Here is a 26,789-nt window from a genome sequence, read left to right on the forward strand (position 1 = left end):
TCCTGTTGCTGTGTCTGTGATTGATTTCGCTCAAACCCGGCAATCACACTCATCGTGTGTCTAAATTTATAATTTATTCGCAAATTGAATACCTTGATCTTGCTCACACATAATCAATCGTGATTGAATATAATCATTATCAGGAAATGCGAACCTTTGGGGATGGAATGAACAACCTGAACAGAGAAGTGGTGGCGATCGCCGATGACTTTACCGGTGCGAACGACGCGGGGGTTAGCCTGGCGTTAAGCGGTAAAAAAGTCAGCGTGGCGTTTCAGACTCCCTTTACCGGCGACACCGATGCGCTGGTTATTAATAGCGAGAGTCGTGCGCTTCGGGCATCAGAGGCCGCTGAAAAGCTGACGCACTACGCTGCCGAGATTAACGCCGCGAAATGGCTGGTGAAGAAAATCGACTCCACCCTGCGCGGCAACCCGGGGGCAGAGGTGGAGGCGCTGCTGCGTCTCAGCGGTCAGCGTCAGGCCATTATCGCCCCGGCCTTCCCGGCGGCGGGGCGCACCACGCGAAACGGCGTCTGCCTGGTTAACGGCGTGCCGGTCACAGAGACCGAATTTGCCAGCGATCCGAAAACCCCGGTGCGTCATGCCCACATTGCGGCGGTGCTGGCGGAGCAAACCCGGCTTAACAGCGTGGTCGTCACCCCGCAGCAGCTGACGCCAGCACTACATAGTGATGCGCAGCTGGTGATTGTCGATGCGCAGAGCGACGACGAGCTGGATCAGATTATCAGTGCGGCCTTTACCTGCGATGAACGTCCGCTGCTGGTGGGCTCCGCCGGGCTGTGCGATGCCCTGGCGCGCCGTCTGGCGACGCCGCGTCAGCTGCTGGCGGTTATCGGTTCGATGAGTGAGATTGCTCAGCAGCAGATCCAGCGGGTGGGCACTCAGCATAACGTCAGCAGGGTACTTATAGATATCAATGATGTGTTCAGCGATGCGCTGGCGGGCTATCAGCAGCAAATCGCTGCCGCGCTGGCGGCAGGCCAGCACTGCGTGGTGCATACCTGCGCCGATACACAGGCCCGGCATCAGATCGACACCCTGTGTCAGCAGCGCGGGTTAAGCCGTGCCGCGCTCGGAGAGACCATCAGCGCGTTTCTTGGCGAGCTTACGCGCAGGGTGCTGGAGAGCCATAGCCCGGCGGCGCTGTATGTCTCCGGGGGCGACGTGGCAATGGCGGTCGCCAGCGCGCTCAACGCGCAAGGATTTGCCATACGCGGACAAGTGGCGCAGTGCGTGCCGTTTGGTCGGTTTTTGGGTTGTGACTGGCAGGGGCCAGTCATGACCAAAGCGGGTGGTTTTGGTACTGAAACCACGCTGCTTGAGGTTTTGCATTTTATCGAGGAGAAGATGAGTGACTAATATCATTGCTGTAACCATGGGCGACCCGGCGGGCATTGGCCCGGAGATCATTATCAAATCCCTGACCGGAGGCGAGCTGTCCGGCGCGCCGTTGGTGGTGGTCGGCTGCGCCCGTACCCTGCAACGGGTGCTGGAGAAGGGCATCACCGCCCCGGCGGAGTTACGCGTGATTACCCGCGTCAGCGAGGCGCAGTTCGGCCCGGCCATCATCAACGTGCTGGACGAGCCGCTGGCGGATCCCGAGGCGTTGCAGCCCGGCGTGGTGCAGGCCCAGGCAGGCGATCTGGCCTACCGCTGCGTGCGTCGCGCCACCGAGCTGGCGATGGCGGGCGAGGTGAAAGCCATTGCCACCGCGCCGCTCAATAAAGAGGCGCTGCACCTGGCGGGCCATCACTATCCGGGCCATACCGAACTGCTGGCGCACCTCACCGACAGCAAAGATTACGCGATGGTGCTCTATACCGACCAGCTGAAGGTGATCCACATCACTACCCATATCGCGTTGCGCAAATTCCTTGATACCCTTAACCAGGATCGGGTAAAAACCGTGATTGGCATTGCGGATACCTTCCTCAAGCGCGTGGGGTATAAGAATCCGCGTATCGCCGTGGCCGGGGTCAACCCGCACGCCGGGGAGAACGGTCTGTTTGGCGACGAAGAGATCAAGATTGTCGGTCCGGCGGTGGAAGCGATGAAGGCCCAGGGTCTGAATGTGTCAGGGCCATGCCCGCCGGATACGGTGTTTATGCAGTGTCACGAAGGAATGTACGACATGGTAGTGGCGATGTATCACGATCAGGGGCATATTCCGTTAAAATTACTCGGCTTTTACGACGGGGTGAACATCACCGCCGGGCTGCCGTTTATCCGCACGTCTGCCGACCATGGCACCGCGTTCGACATTGCGTGGACAGGTAAAGCGAAGTCTGAGAGCATGACGGTCTCTATCCAGTTAGCGATGCAAATCACACGGGAATAATATGAAGGGATATAGCCGGTTAGAACAGATAATGGACTACCTGAAAGGGCACAACCTGGTGACGGTGGATCAGCTGGTGGCGGCCACGGACGCCTCGCCCGCGACCATTCGCCGGGATCTGATTAAGCTCGATCAGGAGGGGGTTATCAGCCGCACCCACGGCGGCGTGACCCTGAACCGGTTCATCCCTTCACAGCCCACCACCAGCGAAAAGATGCAGCGCAGCCTGGCGGAGAAACACGCCATCGCCTGCGCGGCAGCCAGCTTTGTTAAGGCCGGCGACGCGGTGGTGCTCGATGCGGGCACCACCATGATTGAACTCGCGCGCCAGCTGACCCATCTGCCGCTGCGCGTCATCACCAGCGATCTGCATATCGCCCTGTTTCTGTCCGAGTTTAAGCAGATTGAGGTGACGATCATTGGCGGGCGCATCGACGACTCGAGCCAGTCCTGCATTGGCGAGCACGGTCGCCGCCTGCTGCAAAATGTCTGGCCGGATATCGCCTTTGTCAGCTGTAACGGCTGGGATCTGCAGCGCGGCATCACCTCGCCGACGGAAGAGAAAGCTGCCCTGAAGCGGGATCTGATCGCCAACGCCCGCCGCCGGGTGCTGCTGGCCGACAGCTCGAAATATGGCGCCTGGTCGCTGTTTAACGTGGCTCACCTCAACACCCTGACCGATATTGTCACCGACAAACGGCTGGACGAAGGGGTGCAACAGACCCTAAGCCAGCTGGATGCCACCCTGACCTTAGCGCCTTAAGGCTCAGGGCAGACGGGCGATATTGGCTTTGATCACCTCCGCCGAATGGCGGAATTTTTGCAGTTCATCCTCTGCCAGCTTCAGCTCAATGATCTGCTGGACGCCGCTCTGGGCCAGCACCGCCGGCACGCCGATCGCCACGCCGTCCACCCCATACTCACCCTTCAGAATGCAGGAGATCGCCAGCGCCCGGTGGCTGCCGGTGAAGATATTGCGACAGATTTCAGCGATGGTGGCGGCGATGCCGTACTCCGTGCAGCCCTTACGGGCATAGATCTCAAAGCCCTGTTTGCGCACGCGCTCGGCCAGTTCATCAAAATCCAGGGTTTTGCCGGTGTGACGCTGATAAACGTCAGCAATCGGCGAGCCGTAGACCGCCGAATGCGACCAGACCGGGAATTGCGTATCCCCGTGCTCACCCAGAATAAAGGCGTCGATGCTCTGCGCGCCGATATCCAGCGCCTGCGCCAGGGTCCGTCGCAGGCGGGTAGTATCCAGCCAGACGCCGGTACCAATGACCTGCTGACGCGGCAGGCCGGAGAGCTGCCACACCTGCCAGGTGATGATGTCGCACGGGTTGGTCGCGATCAGAAAAATGCCGTTAAACCCGCCCGCCATCATCTGCGGCACAATGTTTTTCACAATGCTGGCGGTGGCGGTCAGCTCATCCAGCCGCGTCTGCCCCGGTTTGAGGGCGCCGCCGGAGACGGTGATCACCGCGATATCCACATCGGCACAGTCACTCGCCTCACGGGTGGAGATGGTCATCATCCCGGGCATAAAGGCGGCGGCATCCGACAGATCCCAGGCGTGGCCTTCACTGCGCGGCTGGTTGATATCCACCAGCAGCAGCTCTTCACAGATATTCTGGTTCAGCAGGGCGTAGGCGGCGGAGGTACCGACGTTTCCGGCCCCGATAATCATCACTTTGCGGGCTTTGGTGTTCATTGTTTTTCCTGAGATTTTAACCGTGACTGTGCCCAAACTTACGCCGCAGGCGCAGGGGGCGCAATGGCTGGCGGCAGCTATAAGTTAAAAATATGCCTGCTCGCTCGTCAGGCGGCGTTATGGTGGAGAAAAACGACAAAAGGAGCCTGCCATGTATTCCATTACCTCAGAATCGCCCGCCCATCCGGATATCACTAACCTGATTGCCGATCTCGACAGCTACCAGAGCACGCTCTATCCGGCGGAAAGCAATCATCTGCTGGATCTGACCGGGTTGCCGGAACACAGCCTGATCATGATGGTGATCCGCGATCGCCAGCTCAACGCCGTCGGCTGTGGGGCCATCGTGCTGAACGGCGACGGCAGCGGAGAGATGAAGCGGGTCTGGATCGACCCGACCCATCGCGGGCAGCGGCTGGGTGAAAAACTGCTGGCGGCGCTGGAAGATGAAGCGTTGAGCCGCAGCTGTCATACCCTGCGCCTCGAGACCGGCATCAGGCAACTGCCGGCTATTCATTTGTATGAGCGCTGTGGCTATCAGCTGTGCGAGGCATTCCCTCCGTACGCGCCCGATCCCCTGAGCCTGTTTATGGAGAAGGCGCTGGTGGCTGATCTTCGTTTAGCAGTGCTATAAACGCCTCGAGCTGGCGGGTCATCGCCCCCCGGCGCCACACCAGCCAGGTGGTGAGCCAGCGCCAGTTCTCTGCCAGCGGCCAGGCTTCCACCTGCTGATGACCGGGCATACTTTCCAGCATCGAGCGCGGCATCAGCGCAATCCCGGCGCCGGCGATCACGCAGGCCAGCATGCCGTGATAGGACTCCATCTCATGAATACGCCCTGGCGTGGCACGATCCGCATGAAACCAGCTCTCAAAATGGCGGCGATAGGAACAGTTGGCGCGAAAGGCGTAGATATCGTGTCCGCTAATAGCCAGAGCCCGCTCGACCTTCGGCTGACCGGCCGGTACCACCAGCATCATCTCCTCCCGGTAGACCGGCATCCCCTCCAGCTCCGGGTGGGTTAAGGGCCCGTCGACAAAGGCTGCGCTTAACGTCCCCTCCAGCACGCCATCGATCATCGTCCCCGAAGGGCCGGTCGCCAGCGCAAACTGAATGCGCGGATAGCGCTGGTTAAACTGCGCCAGCGAGGCCGGGATGCGCACCGCCGCCGTGCTCTCCAGCGACCCGAGGGTAAACAGCCCCTGGGGTTCATCGCCCGCCACTACCATCCGGGCTTCATCTACCAGGGCGAGGATCTGCCGGCTGTAGCGCAAAAAATTGTGACCCGCCGGGGAGAGGCGCAGCCGCTGGTTCTCGCGGATAAAGAGCTCCACGCCGAGGTCGGCCTCCAGCTGTTTGATGCGGGTGGTGAGGTTAGAGGGGACGCGATGCACCTTCTGCGCGGCCTGGGTGATGCTGCCGGTCTGGGCGACGGCGTTAAACATTTCCAGCTGGGTCAGATCCATATCATTCTCATATCGTGAATAAGGTGGTCACTATTATTCATTTTTAAGAAATAGCAGAACGGGCCACACTGTAGCAACTGTTATTACACGGAGCCGATCATGACTACACCTTCTGCTACCCATGCCCTGTCCATCAACCCGGCAAATGGCGAAACCTTGAGTTCGTGGTCCTGGGCGACCGCCACCGAGGTTGAACATGCCCTCGCACAGACCGATGCCGCCTTTCGTCAGTGGCGCAGCGTGCCGGTGGCGGCGCGTGCGCAAAAATTACGTGACCTGGGCACCGCGCTGCGCAACCGTGGCGAAGAGATGGCCCGGATGATCACTCGCGAGATGGGCAAGCCCATCGCCCAGGCGCGTGGGGAGGTGGCGAAATCCGCCGGTCTCTGCGACTGGTATGCCGATCACGGCCCGGCCATGCTGAATACCGAGGCGACGCAGGTAGCGGACGCGGTGATCGAATACCGTCCGCTGGGGCCGGTGCTGGCGGTGATGCCGTGGAACTTCCCGCTATGGCAGGTGCTGCGCGGCGCGGTGCCGATTATCCTGGCGGGCAACAGCTATCTGCTGAAACACGCCCCGAACGTGCTGGGTGCCGCGAACCTGATCGAACAGATTTTTAACGATGCCGGTTTCCCCCAGGGGGTGTTTAGTCAGCTGAATGCCACCAACGACGGGGTAAGCCAGATGATTGCCGATCCGCGCATTGCGGCGGTGACCGTCACCGGTAGCCTGCGCGCCGGGGCGGCGATTGGGGCTCAGGCCGGGGCGGCGCTGAAAAAATGCGTGCTTGAACTGGGCGGCTCCGATCCCTTTATCGTCCTGAATGATGCCGATCTGGATCTGGCGGTGAAAGCGGCGGTGACTGGACGCTATCAAAACACCGGACAGGTCTGCGCGGCGGCCAAGCGCTTTATCGTTGAGGCGGGGATTGCGGATGCGTTCAGCCGTCGCTTTGTGGAGGCGACCGCGGCGCTGAAAATGGGCGCGCCTGACGCAGAAGAGAACTATCTCGGCCCGATGGCGCGTTTCGATCTGCGCGACGAGCTGGATCAGCAGGTGCAGGCCACGCTGGCCGAAGGGGCAACGCTGCTGCTGGGCGGTGAGAAGGTGGCGGGGGCAGGGAACTACTATGCACCGACCGTACTGGGTAACGTCACCCCGAATATGACCGCGTTTCGGCAGGAGCTGTTTGGCCCGGTGGCGGCCATCACCGTGGCAACCGATGCCGATCACGCCCTTCAGCTTGCCAACGACAGCGATTTCGGCCTCTCTGCGACGGTGTTTACCGCCGATGCTGCAATGGCGGATCGCTTTGCCCGCCAGCTCGAGTGCGGCGGGGTATTTATCAACGGCTACAGCGCCAGCGATGCCCGCGTGGCGTTCGGCGGTGTGAAGAAGAGCGGCTTTGGCCGGGAGCTGTCGCACTTTGGCCTGCATGAGTTCTGCAATGCGCAGACGGTGTGGAAAGACCGGGTGTGATCTAGCGCCGGTGTTTTGCCGGGTGGCGCTGCGCTTACCCGGCCTACATGAACCCCTTAGCCCGTAGGCCCGTGCAAGCGCAGCGCCGCCGGGCAATTTGGCATATTTGCGACATGTGTCGATAAAATGCGTTTTTTTAAACATATTGATGTGACATGTTTATACCATCGACATAACATGGTCATATGTCGATAAAAACGGTTTTTTTAAACATATGAGCTGGGATCCCGTCGTACCTTATAATGAACTTCCGGTGTTACCTCCGGATCTGGACAGCATTGAAACCCGTAGTGTACTCAAAGCCTGTATCAGTGCGCGCGCAGCGATTGCTGAGTTAAAAACCGCGGGTGAGTTAATACCCGATCAAAGTTTATTGATTAATATCCTACCGATGCTGGAAGCAAAAGACTCTTCCCGTATAGAGAACATTGTGACCACCAGCGATCGGCTTTTTCAATACGTTGATCGTGCCGAAAATGCCGATCCCGCTACAAAGGAAGCGCTACGCTACCGCACTGCGTTATACGATGGATATCTCCATCTCAGCAGCTATCCCTTGTGCACCAATACCGCGATAAAAATTTGTACTGCACTACGAGCCGTACAAACCGATATTCGTAAGACGCCGGGTACCGTCTTGCGCGACCAGTACGAGGAGGTGGTTTATACGCCGCCAGTTGGCGGAACAACTATCCGCGATCTCCTGGCTAACTGGGAGCGCTTCCTCAATGCCGAGGATGATGTCGACCCGTTGATCAAAATGGCTATTTCACACTATCAGTTTGAATGCATTCATCCTTTCCCCGACGGTAATGGACGAACGGGACGGATCCTGAATATCCTCTATTTAATTCAGGCAGGATTGTTGTCATTACCCATTCTGTATTTGTCTCGCTTCATCCTCGAAAGACGTAACGATTACTACACCTTATTGCGTAGTGTGACTGCGAATGGGGACTGGCAGGCATGGATCCTTTTTATGCTCGAAGCGATAGAGAATACGGCGAGATGGACAACGAAGAAGATCGCAGTGGTCCGAGCGTTGATGGCGGAGACTACTGACTATGTACGTAAGGAATTACCCAAGATTTATACACACGAACTGGTGAGGGCCCTCTTTGCACAGCCCTATTGTCGGATTGAAAACCTTGTAGAGGCTGGCGTTGCAAAACGGCAGACGGCTTCATCCTACCTCAAGCAATTAGTTGAGATTGGTGTGCTGGAGGAAATGAACGTTGGGCGTGAGAAGTTGTATATCAATACCCGATTATTACTCGAATTAAATCATTAGTATTTTAAAAGGGGTTAGCGAGTTTTTAACCTACAGTCCCTTGTCATCTCCCTGAAATAGTTCTGTCATTTTCACTGCGTAGACTCGCCCACGTCTAAGCCATTGTTAATGAATACAATTATGAACTTAAGCAAAATTTTCCGCCGCTTTACTCCCCGGCAGTTTGGTTTGCTGGCGGGGATCTTCTGCATTATCGGGCTCTTTTCCGCACTGCAAATCTCTTCTTCGGTTTTACTCTCCGTCTCGCTGCGTGATGCCCAGCGCAATGAACAGCGTAACCAGATGGCGTACCTGCAACAGGCGAAGGTCGATCAGGCGCGGATCTCGCTGCTGGCGGCGAGCGATCTGCTTAACCGCGCGGGGGTTTACTTTATGCAGGATAAAGAGACCGGGTCGGACGGGAGCTGGCACAGCCTGATGGATGAGGCGCAGCAGGCGTTACGGGATTCTCAGCAGGCCTGGCAGGCGTGGCAGGCAATGCAACCGCCGCGGGATGAGGCCCTGCTCACCAGCTATCAGCTGTTCTTCGATGCCATCCGGGAACAGGCCGACGGACTGGTCAACAGCCAGTCGATCGATGCCTTCTTCGCCGTACCCGCCCAGGCTTTTCAGGCGGACTTTAATGACAACTACGCCCGCTATCAGCAGGCAAGCGCCCAGCGCGCCGCTGAGGGGCGTCAACTGCTGACCGCCAGTCTCTCCAGCCTGCAATTGCTGTTCTTACTGGCTCCGGTGGTCCTGCTGGCCATCGCCGTGGCGGTGTGGTTTGCGATGTCGCGCTGGGTGATCGTGCCGCTGCGTCGCCTTATCGCCCATATCAACATGCTGGCGGCGGGAGATCTGTCCGCGCAGCCGCCGGGCGTTAAGCGTTTCAACCGTGAGATCGCGCAGCTTGGCGACAGCGTCGACACCCTCCAGCAGGGCCTGCAGCAGCTGGTGACCCAGGTCAGCGAGGCGACTACCTCGATGGTGACCAATATCGGCTCGCTGGCGCAGGGAAATCAAAAGCTGTATCACCAGTCGGCGCGTCAGGCGCAGGAGCTGAAAGAGGTCACTGCACACATTGCCGATCTGGAGACTCACGTCGAGGGCAACAGCGGCTACGCCAGGCTTGCAAGCTCGCGGGCGGACGAGGCGCGGGCGATGGCGGCAGGCGGGGATCGAATGATGGAGACGGTGAATGCCTCGATGGCGGCGATCGTGGAGCGATCTGCCGAGATGCGCGGCATTGTGGCAATCATCGATAACGTGGCGTTTCAGACCAATATTCTGGCGCTGAACGCGGCCATCGAGGCGGCGCATGCCGGGAATCAGGGGCGCGGTTTTGCCGTGGTGGCGCGGGAAGTAGGGCTGCTGGCGCGCAAAAGCAGCCACTCGACGCAGACCATCCAGCAGCTGATTAACCACTCGTTGCAAGGCATCGAAGATGGCTCGAAAGCGGTAACCCGACTTGAAGATAACCTGCAGCAGGTCATCGGCCTGGTCGGCAACCTCTGTAGTTTGCTGAATGAGATCTCGGTCGCCACCCTCAGCCAGGGGGAGAGCATTCACCGGATGACCGGCCAGCTGCAGGCGCTGAATCAGGTGGCGCACCAGACCGATATCCTGGTGAACACCGCCTCCGAAGCCTCGCAACGGCTGCATGATGAATCCGGCCTGCTGTTACAGGCGGTATCGCGGTTCCGACTTCCGGCCTGACGTCATCCATCAGCCTCTGTTATACTCGCAGGCCGTTTTTGGCCTGTGAGCAAGGAGCAACCGATGGCTGCGAACATCAATAATCAGATGCTGGAAGCCATTCTGGCGCAAGTACGTCCCTTACTGGGTCAGGGCAAGGTGGCCGATTACATCCCGGCGCTGGCCTCGGTCAACGGCAACAAGCTCGGGATTGCCATCCGTACCGTTGACGGCCAGCGCTTCCAGGCCGGGGATGCCACCGAGCGTTTTTCCATTCAGTCGATCTCGAAAGTGCTCAGCCTGGTGGCGGCCATGCGCCAGTATGACGAGGAGGAGATCTGGCAGCGGGTGGGGAAAGATCCCTCCGGTCAGCCGTTTAACTCCCTCCTGCAGCTGGAGATCGAACAGGGCAAACCGCGCAATCCCTTTATCAACGCCGGGGCGCTGGTGGTGTGCGATATGCTGCAAAGTCGTCTTAGCGCGCCCCGTCAGCGGATGCTGGAGATTGTGCGCCAGCTCTCCGGGGTCAGCGATATTGCCTACGATGCGGCGGTCGCCCGGTCTGAATTCGAACACTCGGCGCGCAATGCGGCCATTGCCTGGCTGATGAAATCGTTCGGCAATTTCCATAACGATGTGCCGACGGTCCTGCAAAACTACTTCCACTACTGCGCCCTGAAGATGAACTGTGTTGAACTGGCTGACACCTTTCTGTTTCTGGCCGCGCAGGGTCAAGCGCCGCATCTGTCTGAGCCCGTGGTCACCTCAATGCAGGCCCGGCAGGTGAATGCCCTGATGGCGACCAGCGGGATGTATCAGAACGCCGGGGAGTTCGCCTGGCGGGTGGGGCTGCCTGCCAAATCAGGGGTCGGCGGTGGCGTGGTGGCGATTGTGCCGCACGAAATGGCGATTGCGGTCTGGAGCCCGGAACTGGACGAGACGGGGAACTCGCTGGCGGGCGTCGCGGTGCTGGAGCGCCTGAGCCAGAAGCTGGGTCGTTCGGTCTATTAACGGGATCCTGTGTCGGTGTATTTATTGCCACATCGTTAAACCCCGTTAACGGAGTGGTGATCGTATTACCCCTAATGTGATATACATTAATCCCAAACTTTTAACATTCACCCGCGCGGGTGATAAATCATTGTTAAAAGCAACCCTATGGATTGATATTGCATGTCTTCTGCCTCCACCAGAACTTTCGCGCTTTTTCAGCCGCAAAGCGCCATGCGTAATGCGGCGGGAATATTTGCCCTGACCACGCTGTTCTATTTTATTGGCGCGCAGCTACGTCTGGTGGAGTCCCTGTCGATGTTCTGGCCGCTGAATGGGGTAATGGCGGGGGTGTTTGCCCGTTATGCTTACCTCAACCGGCTGCACTACTATGCGATATCGTACATTGCCATGCTGCTGTACGACCTTATCACCACCAACTGGGGTATCACCTCGCTGGGCATTAACCTCTCGAATATGATGTTTATTGTCACCGTTGCGCTGCTGGTTCAGCGCGACAGGCGGCTGAAAAACAGTACCCCGGATCCGGTCAATGCCCTGCGGCTGTTTAACTATTGCCTGCTGGCCGCGCTACTGTGCGCCCTGGTCGGGGCGCTGTCGTCAGTCGGGTTGGACAATCGCACCTTCTGGCCGCTGGTCGCCGACTGGTTTAGTGAGCAGTTTTCAACCGGGGTGTTGATCGTTCCCTGTCTGCTGACCATCACCTGGCCCGCGTTCAACCGGGCCCTGCGTGCCACGCATTTGATGCCGGTGGTGTTACTGGTTATTTCTGTCGTGGCCTCGGTGGCGATTGGCGGGGCCGGTGCGCTGGCGTTTCCGATGCCGGCGCTGATCTGGTGTGCGGTGCGCTATTCACTGCCGGCAACCTGCCTGCTGACCTTTGTCACCGGGGCGGTGGAGATCACACTGGTCGCCAACTCCGTCATTACCATCGTGGCGACCACACCGCTCACCACCCCGATGATGTTCTCGGCGCGCCTGGGGATAGCCACCATGGCAATCTGCCCGATCATGGTGTCGGTCAGCATGGCGGCGATCAACTCCCTGATCCGCCAGGTCTCCCTGCGTGCCGATTATGATTTTTTAACCCAGGTTTACTCCCGTTCAGGGCTGTACGAGGCGCTGAAGAGCGACGAGGGGATGCGTAAAAGCCCGCTGCTGACCGTGATGCTGCTGGATATCGACTATTTCAAAAGCATTAATGACAACTTCGGTCATGAGTGCGGGGATACCGTGTTGGCGGCCTTTGCGCGCAAAGTGCAGGAGACGGTAGGGAGCGAGGGACGGGTGGCGCGAATGGGCGGCGAAGAGTTTGCCGTGGTGGTGAACACCGCGTCGGCGCAGCAGGGCTATGCCCTGGCGGAGCGTATTCGCTCCACCATTGAACAACATCCGTTCAACTGGCGCGGGCAGGCGCTGTTTTTGACCGTCAGTATCGGTCTGGGCAGCGGAAAAGCGGAGTCGCGGCAGCTAACGGACGTTTTTAATCGCCTGATGAGCGAAGCGGATGATTATCTGTATCGCTCGAAAAAAGCAGGGCGAAATCGTACCAGCGCGCGAATGACAGAGCGAACCACTGCCGCTCAAAACCCTGCGCCATCGGAACAGCTGTAATCGTTTGCCTGCGCGGTGAAAGGGCACCTACCATATATTCACAAAACTGATAAATGCCTTGATACGTATTTTATCCGTCAATAATATAATAGGGTGATTATATCGGAAAATTCGTGTGATGAACGGAACTGACAGACTCAGTAAACCCCCTTGCGTGCCTGGCAGTCGGTTTATCAAACGCATGTTTCTGATGCGAGTGCTTGGAACATTTCTCTGCTTTTTTCCCATTCTTTCAGCCCTGGTGGAGCAGCAACGTTCACCCTGGCTTATGGGTCTGCTGGGGATCAACGCCTTTATCTGGCCGACGCTGGCCTTCTGGCGTGCGCGACGATCCGCAACGCCGCTCAGTACGGAACACCAGAACCTGGTGCTGGATGCCGGGGCGGGCGGTTTCTGGATCGCCATGATGGCGGCGAATCCGCTACCCTCGATCACCATTGCCACTATCTTAATGGCCGACCGGCTGGCAGCGGGCGGTTTCCCGCTGATGAAAAAAGCCGGTGCGGTGATGCTGGCGGTTTTATGGCCAGCTGGCTGACGCAGGGGATGGCGGTGATCCCCTGGGTGTCGCAGCGTACGATGTACGCGACGCTGCCGCTGATCGGTATCTACACCGTGGCGCTGAGCGTGCTCACCAACAGTATCGCCATGCGGCTGCGCTTTAAATCCCGCGAGCTGGAACGCATTGCGATGATGGATCCGCTGCTCGACATTGCCAACCGGCGCCTGCTCGAGAAGCGTATCGATCATGAGTTACATAAGCTGCGGCAGACCTGTCGCGAGTCGGCGCTGATGTTCATCGATATCGATAACTTCAAAGAGGTTAACGATCGCTTCGGACATAAGGTAGGGGATATGCTCCTGGTGACAGTGTCACAAATATTGCATATCGCTACCCGCCAGAGCGATACCCCCGCGCGGCTGGGCGGGGACGAGTTTGTGATTCTGCTTCCGGATACTACGCTTGACGAGGCGCATCTTGTCGCGACCCGGATTATGGATGCCGCCGCCGTGATCGATGACGTGGCGGAAGAGGCGGTCCATTGCACGATGAGTATTGGCATTGCCATTGCCACCCGGGAGATGGGAAATGTTACAGACTGGTTACAGGCAGCCGACACCGCCCTGTACCAGGCGAAACGTGAAGGGAAAAACCGCATCTTTGCTCACTAACCGGGGTCAGGATGCACTAAGCTTTTAAAAAGCCTGACGTCCGGAGCCCCGTATGAAATCACCCTCACGACCCAACAATGAAGTGGAGCGTCTCAGCGCCTTGCGCGAATCCGGGCTGCTGGAGATCGAAAATCACCCGTCCTATGACCGGCTGACCCGGCTGGCAAAACGCCTGTTTGCCGTGCCGGTGGCGATGATAAATCTGGTTGACGAGCATGTGGTGGTGGTCAAATCCGCAGATGGCGCGGACCCGACGAATCTGCCGCGAAATCTCTCCTTTTGTGGCCATACCGTGCTCAGTGACACGCCGCTGGTGGTACCCGACACCCTGGACGATGCGCGTTTTGCCGATAATCCACTGGCTACCGACGACGATCCTGTCCGCTTTTATGCCGGTTATCCGCTGCATCTGCCCAATGGTGCCACGGTGGGGTCGCTGTGCATTATCGATCATCAGCCGCGGCAGTTTTCAACTTCTGACGTTGAGGCGCTGGCCGATCTGGCTGCGCTGGTTGAGGTGGAGTTCGCCGCGATCTGCGCCAGCATCATCGACGACCTGACCGGGCTGTATAACCGCCGGGGATTTCATCACCTCGCCACCTACGCCATTCGCGCCGCGCGCCGACGGGCAGAGCCGCTGACCCTCGCCTGGCTGGATCTCGACCGTTTTAAACAGATCAACGCTCGCTTTGGCCGCGCCGACGGCGATAACGCCCTGAAGGCAATGGCAAGTCTGCTGAGTTCCACCTTCCGCGAAGCCGACGTGCTGGCGCGTTACGGCGGAGATGAGTTCGCGATCCTCTTTGCCAACAGCGACGAAAAGGGCGCATGGGTCGCCATGCAGTTTCTCACCGAACAGGCTGCGGTGTGGAATGAGCACGCCGAATATCCGTGGTCGCTTTCATTCTCCTGGGGAGTGAGCGAGTTCAACCACGATCGCGACGATCTGGAGGGCTGGCTGAAGACCGCCGATGAGATGATGTACTCCATGAAACAGCAGCGCGGTACCGGCTGCTGAGATAAGAAAATCCTCTGATAGTCGCTCTTGTGTTACGAAAATGTAAAGCGCATGGTGATGCCGTTGATAAAAAGGAGAATAATGATGACATCACCCGCTATTCAGATCTTATCCCGTGACGATATTCTAGCGCACCTTCCCCGGTTAGCGGAGATCCTGCACAGCTGTGTGACCGGCGGCGCGTCGGTAAGCTTTATGTTGCCTTACAGCCATGAGCAGGCTGGCGCGTTCTGGCGCGGCGTAGCCGACAGCGTCGGTCGGGGTGAACGTACCGTGCTGGTGTCGACTAACACAGAGGGCGAACTTACCGGCACCGTGCAGCTAATCACCGATCAGCCCGACAACCAGCCGCACCGGGCGGACGTTGCCAAACTGCTGGTTCACCAGAACGCACGCCGCAACGGCGATGCCGGACGATTGATGCAGGCCCTGGAAAACGTGGCCCGCGATAAAGGTAAAACGGTGCTGGTGCTGGACACGTCAACCGGCAGCGGGGCGGAGACCTTCTATCAGCGGACGGGCTGGCAGAAAGTGGGGGAGATCCCGCGCTATGCCCTGATGCCGGACGGTGAGATGACGGCCACCTCGGTGTTCTACAAATTCTTATAAATCCTGTCACAATTCACACCGTATTTGATCAAAACAGGGGTTCGTGGTCGTTAAGTTTTGATAAGTTATCGTACCAATCTTATCAGGCTGTATGACTAATCATTACAAGGACCCCATTGTGAACACACTGAACCGTCGTGATTTCCCCGGTGCTCTCTATCCTGAACGTATCATCCAGTTTGGTGAGGGCAACTTCCTGCGCGCGTTTATTGACTGGCAGATTGACCTGCTCAATGAACATACCGACCTGAACGCCGGTATTGCGATTGTCCGCCCAATCAAAAGCGATTTCCCGCCTTCACTGAGCACTCAGGACGGCCTCTACACCACCATCATCCGTGGCCTGAACGAGCAGGGCGAAGCGGTGAGCGACGCGCGTCTGATCCGCTCGGTGAACCGCGAAATCAGCGTTTACGACCAGTACGATGAATTCCTGAAGCTGGCCCACAACCCGGAGATACGCTTTGTCTTCTCCAACACCACGGAAGCGGGCATCAGCTATCACGCCGGGGATAAGTTCGAGGATGCGCCTGCGGTCAGCTATCCGGCGAAACTGACGCGTCTCCTGTTCGAGCGTTTCAGCCATTTCAACGGTGCTGCCGATAAAGGTTGGGTGATCGTCCCCTGCGAACTGATTGACTATAACGGTGACGCCCTGCGCGAGCTGGTGCTGCGTTATGCCCGGGAGTGGGCGCTGCCTGCGGCCTTTATCCAGTGGCTGAACGACGCTAACAGCTTCTGCTCAACCCTGGTTGACCGTATCGTCACCGGTTATCCGCGTGATGAAGTGGCCCAGCTTGAAGCTTCTCTCGGCTATCATGATGCCTTCCTCGATACCGCCGAACACTTCTACCTGTTTGTGATCCAGGGGCCAAAATCGCTGGCGCAGGAGCTGCGTCTCGACAAGCTGGCGCTGAACGTGCTGATTGTTGATGACATCAAACCGTACAAAGAGCGTAAAGTGGCGATCCTCAACGGCGCGCATACCGCCCTGGTGCCGGTGGCCTTCCAGGCCGGGCTGGATACCGTGGGTGAGGCGATGAACGATACCGGGATCTGCGCCTTTGTCGAAAAAGCCATCCATGAAGAGATTATTCCGGTGCTCGATCTGCCGCGTGATGAGCTGGCCTCCTTCGCCAGTGCAGTCACGGGCCGCTTCCGCAACCCGTATATCAAACATCAGCTGCTGTCGATTGCGCTCAACGGCATGACCAAGTACCGCACGCGTATTCTGCCGCAGCTTCTGGCAGGGCAGCAGGCCAGCGGCAAACTCCCGGCGCGTCTGACGTTTGCCCTGGCGGCGCTGATTGCCTTCTACCGTGCGGAACGTAACGGTGAAAGCTACCCGGTGCAGGACGATGCCCACTGGATCACCCGCTTCCAGCAGCTGTGGACCCAGCATCACGATCGACAGATCACAACCCGCGAGCTGGTGAGCGCGGTACTGAGCGTCAGCGAGCACTGGGAGCAGGATCTGACTCAGGTTACTGGCCTGATGGATCTGGTTACGCAGGATCTGGATGCGATTCTGCAGAAAGGGATGCGTGAAGCGGTAAAACCGCTCTGCTAATCCGCTGAACTTCCCCTCATCCTCAGGGTGAGGGGAAAAACACCGCACCGTTATTGACTCCTCACCCATGTTAGTTACAACATACTTTAAGTTATTCCTGTTACCGCCTCCTCAACACCGTGCGGTCTGCCTTTCGCCTCGCAATAACGTCATCATTTTTTAACATACTTGCAACCGTGACGACGATCACGTTTAATAGTCACCGCTCTTTTTTCCCGATGAAGCTGACTATGATTGTTCGACCTCAACAGCACTGGTTGCGTCTGATTTTTGTCTGGCACGGTTCCGTGCTAACCAAAATCTTTTCCCGCCTGTTTCTAAACTTTTTGCTCTCTATCGTCGTGATCCTGATGTTGCCCTGGTACACCTCGCTGGGCATTCGTCTGACGGTAGCGCCGTTCAGTATTCTCGGGGTCGCCATCGCGATCTTCCTTGGGTTCCGCAATAACGCCTGCTACGCACGCTATGTCGAAGCGCGGCAGCTGTGGGGCCAGCTGATGATTGCGTCGCGCTCGCTGTTCCGCGAAGTCAAAAACACGCTGCCGGACGACCCCGCGCTTGGCGAGTTTGTCCGCCTGCAGATTGCGTTTGCCCATTGTCTGCGCATGACCCTGCGCAGACAGCCCCAGGCCGACCAGCTTTCGGCATATCTTTCCGAGGAAAACCTGCGCGTGGCGATGGATTCCAGCTCGCCCGCTAACCGCATTCTGCTGATCATGGGCGAATGGCTGGCGGTAAGACGCCGGAAAGGGGAGCTGTCGGATATCCTGTTTCACAGCCTGAATATTCGTCTGAATGATATGTCGACCGTGCTGGCCGGCTGCGAGCGTATCGCCAACACCCCGGTGCCTTTTGCCTACACCCTGATCCTGCACCGCACCGTCTACCTGTTCTGCATCATGCTGCCGTTTGCGCTGGTCAGCGATCTGCACTACATGACGCCGTTCGTGTCGGTGCTGATCTCCTACACCTTTATCTCGCTGGATACCCTGGCGGAAGAGCTGGAGGAGCCCTTCGGCACCGAAAATAACGATTTACCGCTGGATGCCATCTGCAACGCGATGGAGATTGATCTGCTGCAGATGAACGATGAGCAGCAGATCCCGGCGCGCAAACTGCCGGACAAATATTACCAGCTGACGTAGGCGTTTGTATCCCAGTGTATCCGGGCGCGGGCAGGATACAGCGGCTTGCAAAACGGGCCATTTTGCACATATTCGGCATACATCAGGGTGGTGAGATAAGCGGGTAAATTCTACTGACCCGGAGATACCACCATGATGAACAAACTGGCTTATTCAACCCTGGCGCTGACCCTCTCTTTCGCGACCGTTTCCGCCTGTCAGGCCGAAGCGGCGGGCACGGATTATGCCGCCGCTTTTAACCAGATCCGCCAGATTGACGCAGGCGATCTGAATATTGGCTATGTCGATATCGGGCCGAAAAACGGCGAACCGGTGATCCTGCTTCACGGCTGGCCGTACGACATTCAAAGCTATGCCCAGGTTGCCCCTCAGCTTGCGGCAAAAGGCTACCGGGTGATTGTGCCGTACAATCGCGGGTTCGGGACGACGCATTTTCTGTCTCCAGCCACGCCGCGCAACGGTCAGCCGGCGGCCATGGCGAAAGACGTCATTAACCTGATGGATGCGCTGAAAATCAAACGTGCGGTCTTCGCCGGTTACGACTGGGGGGCCAGAACGGCGGATATCGTGGCGGCACTGTGGCCGGAGCGCGTGAAATCGCTGGTTTCGGTGAGCGGGTATCTGATTGGCAATCAGAAGGCAGGGGAAAAACCGCTGCCGCCGCAGGCCGAGTTACAGTGGTGGTATCAGTTCTATTTCGCCACCGAGCGCGGTGAAAAGGGCTATGCCGCCAACACCCATGACTTCGCGAAACTGATCTGGACTCTGGCCTCGCCAGGCTGGAAATTCAGCGACGCCACTTTTAACGTCAGCGCCAAAGCGCTGGATAACCCGGATCACGTGGCGGTCACTATCAGCAACTACCGCTGGCGTCTGGGGCTCGAAAAAGGAGAACGCCGCTACGACAGCTATGAACAAAAGCTGGCGGCTGGCCCGACCATCAGCGTGCCGACCATTACCATCGAAGGCGACAATAACGGTGCGCCGCACCCGGCTCCTGAAGCCTATGCCGCGAAATTCACCGGCAAATATCAGCATCGCACCTTTACCGGCAACATCGGCCACAATCCGGCGCAGGAAGATCCGCAGGATTTCGTCAAGGCGGTGGTGGATGCGGATCGGTTGTAAGCCAACTATGCTATTTTTGGCGAATTGCTGATAAACAGGAGCTTAGGGTGGAGACAATCGATCACATACTTGTCGTCGATGACGACCGGGATATTCGCGAGCTGGTCGTCGATTATCTGCTGAAGTCGGGCTATCGCGCCACCGGCGCCGCCAACGGCAAAGAGATGCGTGCCGTACTCGATAAACAGGCGGTCGATCTGGTGGTGCTGGATATCATGATGCCCGGTGACGACGGACTCACCCTGTGCCGCCAGCTGCGCAGCGGGCAACATAAAGATCTGCCGATACTGATGTTGACCGCGCGCCACGACGACATGGATCGCATTCTGGGTCTGGAGATGGGGGCCGACGATTATGTGGTCAAACCCTTTGTGGCGCGCGAGCTGCTGGCGCGGATCAAAGCGATACTGCGCCGCTTTCGCACGCTGCCGCCCAACCTGCAGGTGACCGAAGCCGGACGGATCATCGCCTTCGGCGACTGGCAGCTCGACACCAGCGCCCGTCATCTGCTGGATGCCACCGGCACCATCGTGGCGCTGAGCGGGGCGGAGTACCGTTTGCTGCGGGTGTTTGTCGATCATCCCCAGCGCGTATTAACCCGCGATCAGCTGCTGAATTTTACCCAGGGCCGGGATGCGGAGCTGTTCGAACGCTCCATCGATCTGCTGGTCAGCCGCGTGCGACAGCGTCTGAATGAGGATGTACGCTCACCACGGTATATCAAAACAGTGCGCAGTGAAGGCTATGTCTTTTCGATGCCGGTGAGCATTCTTGAGGTCAGAGAATGAGGCTTTGGCCGCGTTCGCTGCATTATCGTCTGCTGCTGATCGTCCTGCTGGGTTTGCTACTTGCCAACGGCCTGAGCCTGGCGCTGGTGATGGCCGAGCGCATGAGCAGCGTGCGTAACGTGATGCTGGGTAATCTGCAGGACGATGTCTCCACCAGCGTGGCGATTCTTGACCGGCTGCCCGCCAGTGAGCGGGCGCAGTGGCTTCCGCGTCTTGACCGGGATAACTATCACTATGTGCTGGGCCCGGGTGAGCCGGGCGCTCCACCCGCAGACGCCCGTTCCCGGGATGCGGTCCGCACGATAACAGAGAGCCTGGAGACACGGTATCCGCTGCGCTTCACGGCGGTGCCGGGGCCGGTTTCGCATATTCAGGCGCACCTGACCCTGGGCGACGGCTCGCCGCTGACGCTGGATCTCACCCCCCGGATGCCGCCGGTGGCCCGCTGGCTGCCGGTGGTGTTTGTTATTCAGCTGCTGCTGGTGGCGATCTGCGCCTGGCTGGCGGTGCGCCAGGTGGTGCGTCCCTTTACCCGCTTTACCCGGGCAGTCGATACCCTTGAGCCCGCCAGCCCCAATCCACTGATGCTCACCGAGCAAGGCCCGCTGGAGGTGCAGCATGCAGCCCGCGCCTTTAACGCCATGCAGACCCGGATCCAGACCTCGCTGAAGGAGAGGGCGCAGATCCTCGCCGCTATCTCCCATGATTTACAGACGCCCATCACCCGGATGAGGCTGCGGGTGGAGATGGCCGACCAGCCCGAGCTGCGCGACAAACTAACCCAGGATCTGGACAGCATGACCCGGCTGGTGCGGGAGGGGATCGACTACGCCCGTTCATCCGGGGTTTCGCCCGAGCCGGTGCGCAACGTCGATCTCTATAACTTTATCGATACCCTGATCTGCGATTACACCGATACCGGTAAAAACGTGCAGTTTACTGCCGCCCGCACCGCCTTGCCTTTTGCTACCCGTCCGCAGGCGCTGCACCGTATCCTGACCAATCTGCTGGATAATGCCCTGAAGTTTGGCGATGCCGCAGAGGTGACGCTGACGGTGCACGACAAAACGGTGTTGATCGCCGTAGAGGATAACGGCCCGGGTATTCCCGGAGACGAGCTGGCGGCGGTGTTGCAGCCGTTCTACCGCGTGGAATCCTCCCGCAACCGGGAAACCGGCGGTACGGGGCTGGGGCTGGCGATTGCCGCCCAGCTGACCGCCCAGCTTGACGGCCAGTTACAGCTGGCGAACCGCCCTGAGGGCGGGCTTTGCGCACGGATTACCTTGCCGGTGATGTGAATTGCCGGGTGGCGGCTGCGCCTTACCCGGCCTACAAAACCCTTGCTTTGCCCTTGTAGGCCCGGCAAGCGTAGCGCCGCCGGGCAGTCAGGCCGCACTCAACCCGCCATTTGTACCGCACTGTATCCCGGCGCTAAACGAATACACCACCTGACAAAACCCCCAATTGCCCACACATGCCAGATACCTCCCCACGCTGTAATAGCCTCACTGCAATAGTCGCAGCCAACCGCTTTAGTGAGGTGTGTTATGTTTCTTTTAATCGCATTTTTAGGTGGGATGGTCAGCCTGCTCAGCCCCTGTACGCTTCCCGTCATCCCGCTGCTGTTCGCCGGTTTTCGCGGCCAGAAGCGCCAGCTTATCGCCATGCTGTTTGGGATGGTTATCATGTTTACCCTGGTCGCCAGCCTGATCGCCGTCGCCAGCGACTGGGTGGTCAGCGCTACGATTGTCGGACGCTGGATTGCGCTGGCGTTGTTGAGCCTCGCCGCGCTGGCCCTGATCTTCCCGCCCTTTGCGCAGCGCATTGCCGGGCCCGCATTACGTCTCGGCAATGCGATCAATACCCGGAGCAGCCGCACCCGGGGCATCGCCTCGGCCGTGCTCGCCGGGCTGGCGGTCGGGCTGCTGTGGTCGCCGTGCGCCGGGCCGGTGCTGGGGGCCATTCTCAGCCTGAGTCTCGCAGGCCATAACCCGATTGCTACCGGTAGCCTGCTGGCAGCGTACGGCAGCGGCTGCGCCGTCATGCTCGCGCTGCTCGGCTTTAGCGGGCAGGCGCTGATTGCGCGACTGAAAACCAAGTCTGGGCTGATGGACGGGCTGCGAAAAGCGGCGGGGGCTGCGATGCTGATGTCGGTGGCGTTTACCGCGTTCGGTCTGAACAGCGTCTTTCAGGGGGCAAACGGCGTAGCCGACCGGCTGGAGAAAACGCTGTTGCAGCTGGTGCCGGAAAGCTCCCCTCAGCCCAGGCTTCAGCCGGTGGCGCAGCCCGTCACCACCAGCGCTATGCCGTCGCTGGAAGGCGGAACCGGATGGCTGAACGGTGAGCCGGTCAGCCCGGCGTCGTTAAAAGGTAAGGTAGTGCTGATTGACTTCTGGACCTGGGACTGCATCAACTGTCAGCATACGCTGCCGCACGTTCGCGAATGGGCCAATAAATATCAGGCCCAGGGACTGGTGGTGATTGGCGTCCATACCCCGGAATATCCGTGGGAAAAACCGCTGGCGTCGGTGCAGCAGGCCATCAACAAATGGCAACTGCCGTACCGGGTGGTGACTGACAACAACTACAAGATCTGGACGGCCTTCGGCAATCGTTACTGGCCGGCGCACTACTTCTTCGATGCCAAAGGCCAGCTGCGCTACGCCTCTTTCGGGGAGGGGAATAACGACAAGCAGGAGCAGGTGATCCAGCAGCTGCTGAAAGAGGCGAAGGCGTAATCAGGGTTCGCGTCTGGCAATGATAAACAGGCGCGGGAAGGCCAGCAGTATCTGCCCGTTTTCCTGCAGCGGATACTGCTCTTCCAGCAGCTGATGATAGCGATGCAGATAGCGCTGTTGCTCGCTCTCGTTCAGATCCCGCAGCCAGGGCCGCAGACCGGTAGCGCTCACCCAGTCAATAATCGCCTGGTGCGAACTCATCTGATGAAAATAGGTGGTGCGCCAGATGTCCACCTCGCATCCCGCCTCGGTCAGAATATCGTAATACGCATGGACGCCCGCCAGGGCCGCGCGGCCGCGATCCGGATAATCCTGTTCAAAGGCCACCTCCCGCATCAGCACGTGCGTCGGCTCCAGATCGTTATCCGGCATCTGGATCGCCAGCACGCCGTGCAGCTTCAGCAGCGAAACCAGATGCGGCAGCAGGTCGTAATGGTTCTCAACCCACTGCAACGAGGCGTTGGCGTAGATCACGCTCAGAGCCTGTTCCGGGCGATAGTGGCGAATATCGGCCTCTATAAACCGGCAGCCCGGCAGCGCGGCTCTGGCCTCCACCAGCATCGCGGGCGAGGTATCGACTCCGGTGATGCGCGCCGAGGGCCAGCGCTGCTGGAGCAGCGCCGTGCTGTTGCCCGGCCCGCAGCCCAGATCGACGACATCGGTAACCTCGTCAAGCGCAATGCGGGAAAGGAGTTCTAAGGCGGGGCGGGTGCGTTCAGCGCCGTATTGCAGATACAGGGCGGGGTTCCAGTCGGTCATGCAGGCATCTCCGGTTTGCTCTTTTCAGAAGTGTAGATGATGCGGTTTGCGGGATGACAGAAATCCGTTTCTGTCGGCGCGATTAGGCTAGAAGATCCCCTTCAGGGCAACGTGATACAGCAGCATAATGGTTTTGCCATCGACAATCACGCCGTTATCAATGGCCTGCAACGCCTGTTCTATGGGCCACTCCAGCACTTCGATATCTTCACCTTCGGCCTCAATGCCGCCACCCTCGCTGGTGCGATCGCCAGGGCGATACTCCGCGATGTAAAAGTAGAGTTTCTCGGTGACCGAACCGGGGCTCATAAAGGCCTCAAAGACTTTCTCCACATGGTCAATTTGATACCCGGTCTCTTCTTGCGCTTCGGCCTTGATGCGCTTTTCCGGCGCCATGTTATCGAGCAACCCGGCAGCGGCTTCAATCAGATAGCCGTCGTGACCGTTGATGTACACCGGAAAACGAAACTGGCGGGTGAGGATCACCGTTCGTTTCTCACGGTTGTAGAGCAGGATCGTGGCGCCGTTCCCCCGATCATAGGCTTCACGGTTCTGGCGCTGCCACTCCCCGTTACGGCGGCGCACATCGAAGATGTATTTTTTGAGTGTGTACCAGTCATCTGACAACGTCTGGCTATCGAGAATGCGTACTTCTGCACGATTTGATTGCACGGTGCCTCCTGTTTACGTAGAGTGGGCATCATAAACCGCACGTTCGTGCAATATCAAGATCAAACATGCAGCCTCAGGAACCGTCCCATGCTCACTCGTCAACGCAAACAGCTGATCCTCGAAAAACTGAGTTCCGAGGGGCAAGTGTTATCCAAAACCCTCAGCCTGGAATTTGACGTGTCGGAAGACACCATTCGTCGGGATTTGCGCGAGCTGGCCGCCGAGGGGCGTTTACAACGGGTACACGGCGGCGCGTTGCCGGCATCAAAGGCGGTCTCCAGCTTTGCCGAGCGGAGCCATCTGGGCATCGAGGCGAAAAAGCGGGTGGCGAAGAAGGGCGTCGAACTGATCTCGCCCGGCCAGGTGGTGATTATCGACGGCGGGACCACCACCGCCGAGCTGGTGCGCTGCCTGCCTGCGGATCTGCCTTTCACGGCGGTGACCCACAGCCCGGGCATTGCCCTGGCGCTGGTGGACTATCCCCGGGTAGAGGTGATCCTGATCGGCGGACGCCTGTTCCGCCACTCGGTTGTCACGGTCGGCGCCGCGGCTATTGAAGGCATTGCGCATATCCATGCGGATCTGTTTTTCATGGGAGTGACCGGGATCCACCCTGAGGCCGGGTTAACCACGGGAGATTATGAAGAAGCGTGCATCAAACGGGCATTTTCCGGAAGAGCCGCAGAAACGGTGGTGCTGGCCTCGCCGGAAAAAATTAATACCGCATCCTCCTTCACGATCGGTGAGCTTTCGCTGATCAACACCCTGGTGGTTGAACCGGATACCGACAGCCGCTGGGTGGATGCGGTGAGTCAGCAGGGGGTTTCGGTTGTGAAAGCCTGACAAGCTTAACTCCAGCATTATGTTGTTTAATCCTGATTCTTCGCGTTAATTCTCTTATTTTGTGATTTATGGCTGATAGCGTAACGATGAGAGTAACTCTATAATATTGTGTGTTAACGCCAAAAATCGCGATTAAGGTACAAAATAATGGATTTAAACTTCAAAAAGCCTGATGAGATCGTTAAGTTGCTGTGCGAGCGATTACGCCAGGAGCGCATTCGCCGTCAGTTTACCCAGGCCGAACTGGCGCAACGGGCTGGCGTGGGGGTGAATACGGTTTCAAATCTCGAGGCGGGGCGCAACGTCGGCTTTGAAGTTGTGGTTCGTGTGGCGATGGTGCTGGGTCTTACCCCTGAGCTGGAGAACCTGTTTCAGCCGCAGCTCGAGAGCCTGGACGATCTTCAGCGCTTCGAAGCCAGCGCGTCCCGCCAGCGCATAAGGAAAAGGAGTCATGATGCCTGATCGCGTAGAGGTTTATTACGAGGGCTGGGGTGAACGCTGGTTGTGGGGAACGCTGGCGACCACCACCGCACTGACCGGGCGGCCGCTGATCTTCTTCGAATACAGCCCGCAGGCGCTGGAAAAAGGTTTTGAATTATCTGCGTTTAGTCTTCCTCTTAAGGGTGACAAGCTGCGACAAAATTTTCCCGCTCACCAGTTAGGTTTGCCTGGCCCGGTCTATGACTCCCTGCCTGACGGCTGGGGTATGCTGCTGATGGATCGCTTGTTCAGGCAGCGTGGCCTGAGTACGGCCCGTGTCGGCCCCCTTGAAAGACTGACCTACATTGGCAGTAATGCGATGGGGGCGATGTCTTTTGTGCCTGTTCAGACCGATCTTGCCGCGCCACAGAACGATATTCCCCTGACGCAGCTTGCAGAAGAGGTAAGGGAGGTTCTGGAAGGCGAAGGTGGGGCATTTTTACACCGGCTGCTGCAGATGGGGGGCTCCCCGCAGGGGGCAAGGCCTAAAGCCTTGCTCTATCGTGACACTGTCACCGGGAGATTCACCACGATCCCCGTAATGGGCTATGAACCCTGGCTGATCAAGTTTCCTGCCAGGGATGAGCCTGCCGAAGTGTGCGCCATTGAGATGGTTTATGCCCAGTGCCTGCGGGAGTGCGGCATTGATACCCCGCAAACAGAATATTTTGATCTGCCGGGCGGCTATGCGGCGTTTGCCAGCAAGCGCTTCGATCGGCAAGCCGGGATGCGTGTACCGATGCAAAGCCTGGCGGCATTTACCGGAGCGGATTATCGGGCGCCGGGCTCGCTGGATTACGCCACCTTTATGCGCGCCACGCAGTTCTGTACCAACGATGTGCGAGAGAAAGCGCGCGCCTTTGCCCGGGTTGTCTTTAACGTCATATTCAATAACCGCGACGATCACCCAAAAAACTTCGCGTATTTAATGTCTGCCGAAGGGACGTGGTCGCTGGCGCCTGCGTTTGATGTCACCTGGAACGAAGGCCCAGGCGGATACCACCAGATGGATATTATGGGCGAGGCGTTAAATATTAATAAACAGCATCTGCTGTGGTTGGGCACCCAGGAGGCGGATCTCAGTGAAACGCAGGTTAACCGGCTGATTGCGAGCATTGCCGATGTCGCCAGTGGATTTTCCGTTTATGCCGAAGCGCTGCTTCCGGGCAAAATTACCCCGGCTACCCGGCGTGCCATGCAAAAGCAAATTGATGCCAACATCAAGCAGCTCCGTTAAAGCCAGGAAGAGCGCA

24 protein-coding genes and 1 pseudogene are annotated in these 26,789 nt (G+C 58.4%); 21 read left to right on the top strand and 4 right to left on the bottom strand.

The annotated features are described in order from the left end of the window. Positions 1-167 precede the first annotated feature (167 nt). Genes GNG27_RS11290 through GNG27_RS11300 form a run of 3 tightly spaced genes read left to right on the top strand, consistent with a single transcriptional unit; the run spans position 168 to position 3,124 of the window. Entirely contained in the window at positions 168-1,382 is a 1,215-nt protein-coding gene (locus GNG27_RS11290) for a four-carbon acid sugar kinase family protein (RefSeq protein WP_156265116.1), read from the top strand. Further along, positions 1,375-2,361: a D-threonate 4-phosphate dehydrogenase gene (locus GNG27_RS11295; protein WP_142489399.1), complete on the top strand. Its 987-nt coding sequence runs from the start codon at positions 1,375-1,377 to the stop codon at positions 2,359-2,361. The genes GNG27_RS11290 and GNG27_RS11295 overlap by 8 nt, the downstream gene beginning before the upstream one ends. Before the next feature lies 1 nt (position 2,362). Next, positions 2,363-3,124 carry a DeoR/GlpR family DNA-binding transcription regulator gene (locus GNG27_RS11300; protein ID WP_142489400.1) on the top strand — a complete coding sequence of 254 codons (762 nt, stop codon included), beginning with the start codon at positions 2,363-2,365 and terminating at the stop codon, positions 3,122-3,124. Between the two features lie 3 nt (positions 3,125-3,127). Here GNG27_RS11300 and GNG27_RS11305 read toward each other — a convergent pair whose 3' ends face one another. After that, positions 3,128-4,072 carry an L-lactate dehydrogenase gene (locus GNG27_RS11305; RefSeq protein ID WP_156263725.1) on the bottom strand — a complete coding sequence of 315 codons (945 nt, stop codon included), beginning with the start codon at positions 4,070-4,072 and terminating at the stop codon, positions 3,128-3,130. A gap of 151 nt (positions 4,073-4,223) precedes the next feature. Between GNG27_RS11305 and GNG27_RS11310 the strand changes: the two genes are divergently transcribed. Continuing rightward, entirely contained in the window at positions 4,224-4,706 is a 483-nt protein-coding gene (locus tag GNG27_RS11310; protein WP_156263726.1) for a GNAT family N-acetyltransferase, read from the top strand. On the opposite strand, the gene GNG27_RS11315 is transcribed toward GNG27_RS11310, so the two are convergent. Further along, positions 4,660-5,538 (bottom strand): LysR family transcriptional regulator, encoded by an 879-nt coding sequence (locus GNG27_RS11315; protein WP_142489403.1) that lies wholly within the window; start codon positions 5,536-5,538, stop codon positions 4,660-4,662. The genes GNG27_RS11310 and GNG27_RS11315 overlap by 47 nt on opposite strands. 99 nt (positions 5,539-5,637) lie before the next feature. Here GNG27_RS11315 and sad point away from each other — a divergent pair, with 99 nt between their 5' ends. The 14 genes and pseudogenes from sad to GNG27_RS11385 all read left to right on the top strand — a co-directional run bounded on the left by sad (position 5,638) and on the right by GNG27_RS11385 (position 22,782). Then, the gene (sad, locus tag GNG27_RS11320; RefSeq protein WP_156263727.1) at positions 5,638-7,020 is read left to right on the top strand and encodes a succinate-semialdehyde dehydrogenase; all 1,383 of its coding nucleotides are present in this window, start codon (positions 5,638-5,640) and stop codon (positions 7,018-7,020) included. 214 nt (positions 7,021-7,234) lie between these two features. Next, positions 7,235-8,311 carry a protein adenylyltransferase Fic gene (fic, locus tag GNG27_RS11325; protein ID WP_156263728.1) on the top strand — a complete coding sequence of 359 codons (1,077 nt, stop codon included), beginning with the start codon at positions 7,235-7,237 and terminating at the stop codon, positions 8,309-8,311. 120 nt (positions 8,312-8,431) lie between these two features. Further along, positions 8,432-10,009: a methyl-accepting chemotaxis protein gene (locus GNG27_RS11330; RefSeq protein ID WP_156263729.1), complete on the top strand. Its 1,578-nt coding sequence runs from the start codon at positions 8,432-8,434 to the stop codon at positions 10,007-10,009. A gap of 63 nt (positions 10,010-10,072) precedes the next feature. After that, entirely contained in the window at positions 10,073-10,999 is a 927-nt protein-coding gene (glsB, locus tag GNG27_RS11335; RefSeq protein WP_156263730.1) for a glutaminase B, read from the top strand. A 162-nt stretch (positions 11,000-11,161) separates the two neighbouring features. Continuing rightward, positions 11,162-12,613 (top strand): GGDEF domain-containing protein, encoded by a 1,452-nt coding sequence (locus GNG27_RS11340; RefSeq protein ID WP_156263731.1) that lies wholly within the window; start codon positions 11,162-11,164, stop codon positions 12,611-12,613. A gap of 181 nt (positions 12,614-12,794) precedes the next feature. Beyond that, positions 12,795-13,786: pseudogene (locus GNG27_RS11345) on the top strand (diguanylate cyclase). A 52-nt stretch (positions 13,787-13,838) separates the two neighbouring features. Continuing rightward, entirely contained in the window at positions 13,839-14,804 is a 966-nt protein-coding gene (locus GNG27_RS11350) for a sensor domain-containing diguanylate cyclase (protein ID WP_156263732.1), read from the top strand. A gap of 81 nt (positions 14,805-14,885) precedes the next feature. Continuing rightward, a complete protein-coding gene (locus GNG27_RS11355) occupies positions 14,886-15,413 on the top strand; it encodes a GNAT family N-acetyltransferase (protein ID WP_156263733.1) in 528 nt (175 codons plus the stop codon). A 118-nt stretch (positions 15,414-15,531) separates the two neighbouring features. Continuing rightward, a complete protein-coding gene (locus GNG27_RS11360) occupies positions 15,532-16,983 on the top strand; it encodes a tagaturonate reductase (RefSeq protein ID WP_156263734.1) in 1,452 nt (483 codons plus the stop codon). A 230-nt stretch (positions 16,984-17,213) separates the two neighbouring features. Beyond that, positions 17,214-18,128 (top strand): bestrophin family protein, encoded by a 915-nt coding sequence (locus tag GNG27_RS11365; protein ID WP_142489411.1) that lies wholly within the window; start codon positions 17,214-17,216, stop codon positions 18,126-18,128. Between the two features lie 132 nt (positions 18,129-18,260). Beyond that, positions 18,261-19,256 carry an alpha/beta fold hydrolase gene (locus tag GNG27_RS11370; RefSeq protein WP_156263735.1) on the top strand — a complete coding sequence of 332 codons (996 nt, stop codon included), beginning with the start codon at positions 18,261-18,263 and terminating at the stop codon, positions 19,254-19,256. 47 nt (positions 19,257-19,303) lie between these two features. Next, entirely contained in the window at positions 19,304-20,044 is a 741-nt protein-coding gene (locus GNG27_RS11375; RefSeq protein ID WP_142489413.1) for a response regulator, read from the top strand. Next, positions 20,041-21,342 carry an ATP-binding protein gene (locus tag GNG27_RS11380; RefSeq protein ID WP_156263736.1) on the top strand — a complete coding sequence of 434 codons (1,302 nt, stop codon included), beginning with the start codon at positions 20,041-20,043 and terminating at the stop codon, positions 21,340-21,342. The genes GNG27_RS11375 and GNG27_RS11380 overlap by 4 nt, the downstream gene beginning before the upstream one ends. A 249-nt stretch (positions 21,343-21,591) precedes the next feature. Then, positions 21,592-22,782: a cytochrome c biogenesis protein/redoxin gene (locus GNG27_RS11385; RefSeq protein WP_156263737.1), complete on the top strand. Its 1,191-nt coding sequence runs from the start codon at positions 21,592-21,594 to the stop codon at positions 22,780-22,782. Here the strand turns inward: GNG27_RS11385 and tam are convergent, their stop codons facing one another. Both tam and GNG27_RS11395 read right to left on the bottom strand, forming a co-directional pair. Then, on the bottom strand, positions 22,783-23,541 hold the full coding sequence (gene tam, locus GNG27_RS11390; protein WP_156263738.1) for a trans-aconitate 2-methyltransferase: 759 nt from the start codon (positions 23,539-23,541) through the stop codon (positions 22,783-22,785). Between the two features lie 87 nt (positions 23,542-23,628). Next, complete coding sequence (locus tag GNG27_RS11395; RefSeq protein ID WP_156263739.1) at positions 23,629-24,213, bottom strand: NUDIX domain-containing protein; 585 nt, start codon at positions 24,211-24,213, stop codon at positions 23,629-23,631. Between the two features lie 87 nt (positions 24,214-24,300). On the opposite strand from GNG27_RS11395, the gene GNG27_RS11400 reads away from it, so the two are divergent. The 3 genes from GNG27_RS11400 to GNG27_RS11410 all read left to right on the top strand — a co-directional run bounded on the left by GNG27_RS11400 (position 24,301) and on the right by GNG27_RS11410 (position 26,773). Then, on the top strand, positions 24,301-25,056 hold the full coding sequence (locus GNG27_RS11400) for a DeoR/GlpR family DNA-binding transcription regulator (RefSeq protein WP_156263740.1): 756 nt from the start codon (positions 24,301-24,303) through the stop codon (positions 25,054-25,056). A 147-nt stretch (positions 25,057-25,203) separates the two neighbouring features. Beyond that, positions 25,204-25,518: a helix-turn-helix transcriptional regulator gene (locus GNG27_RS11405; RefSeq protein ID WP_197090584.1), complete on the top strand. Its 315-nt coding sequence runs from the start codon at positions 25,204-25,206 to the stop codon at positions 25,516-25,518. Continuing rightward, positions 25,511-26,773: a type II toxin-antitoxin system HipA family toxin gene (locus GNG27_RS11410; protein ID WP_156263741.1), complete on the top strand. Its 1,263-nt coding sequence runs from the start codon at positions 25,511-25,513 to the stop codon at positions 26,771-26,773. Before GNG27_RS11405 ends, GNG27_RS11410 begins: the two co-directional genes overlap by 8 nt. Positions 26,774-26,789: the final 16 nt, after the last annotated feature.

Source organism: Leclercia sp. 119287 (assembly GCF_009734485.1).
Lineage (GTDB): Bacteria > Pseudomonadota > Gammaproteobacteria > Enterobacterales > Enterobacteriaceae > Enterobacter > Enterobacter adecarboxylatus_C.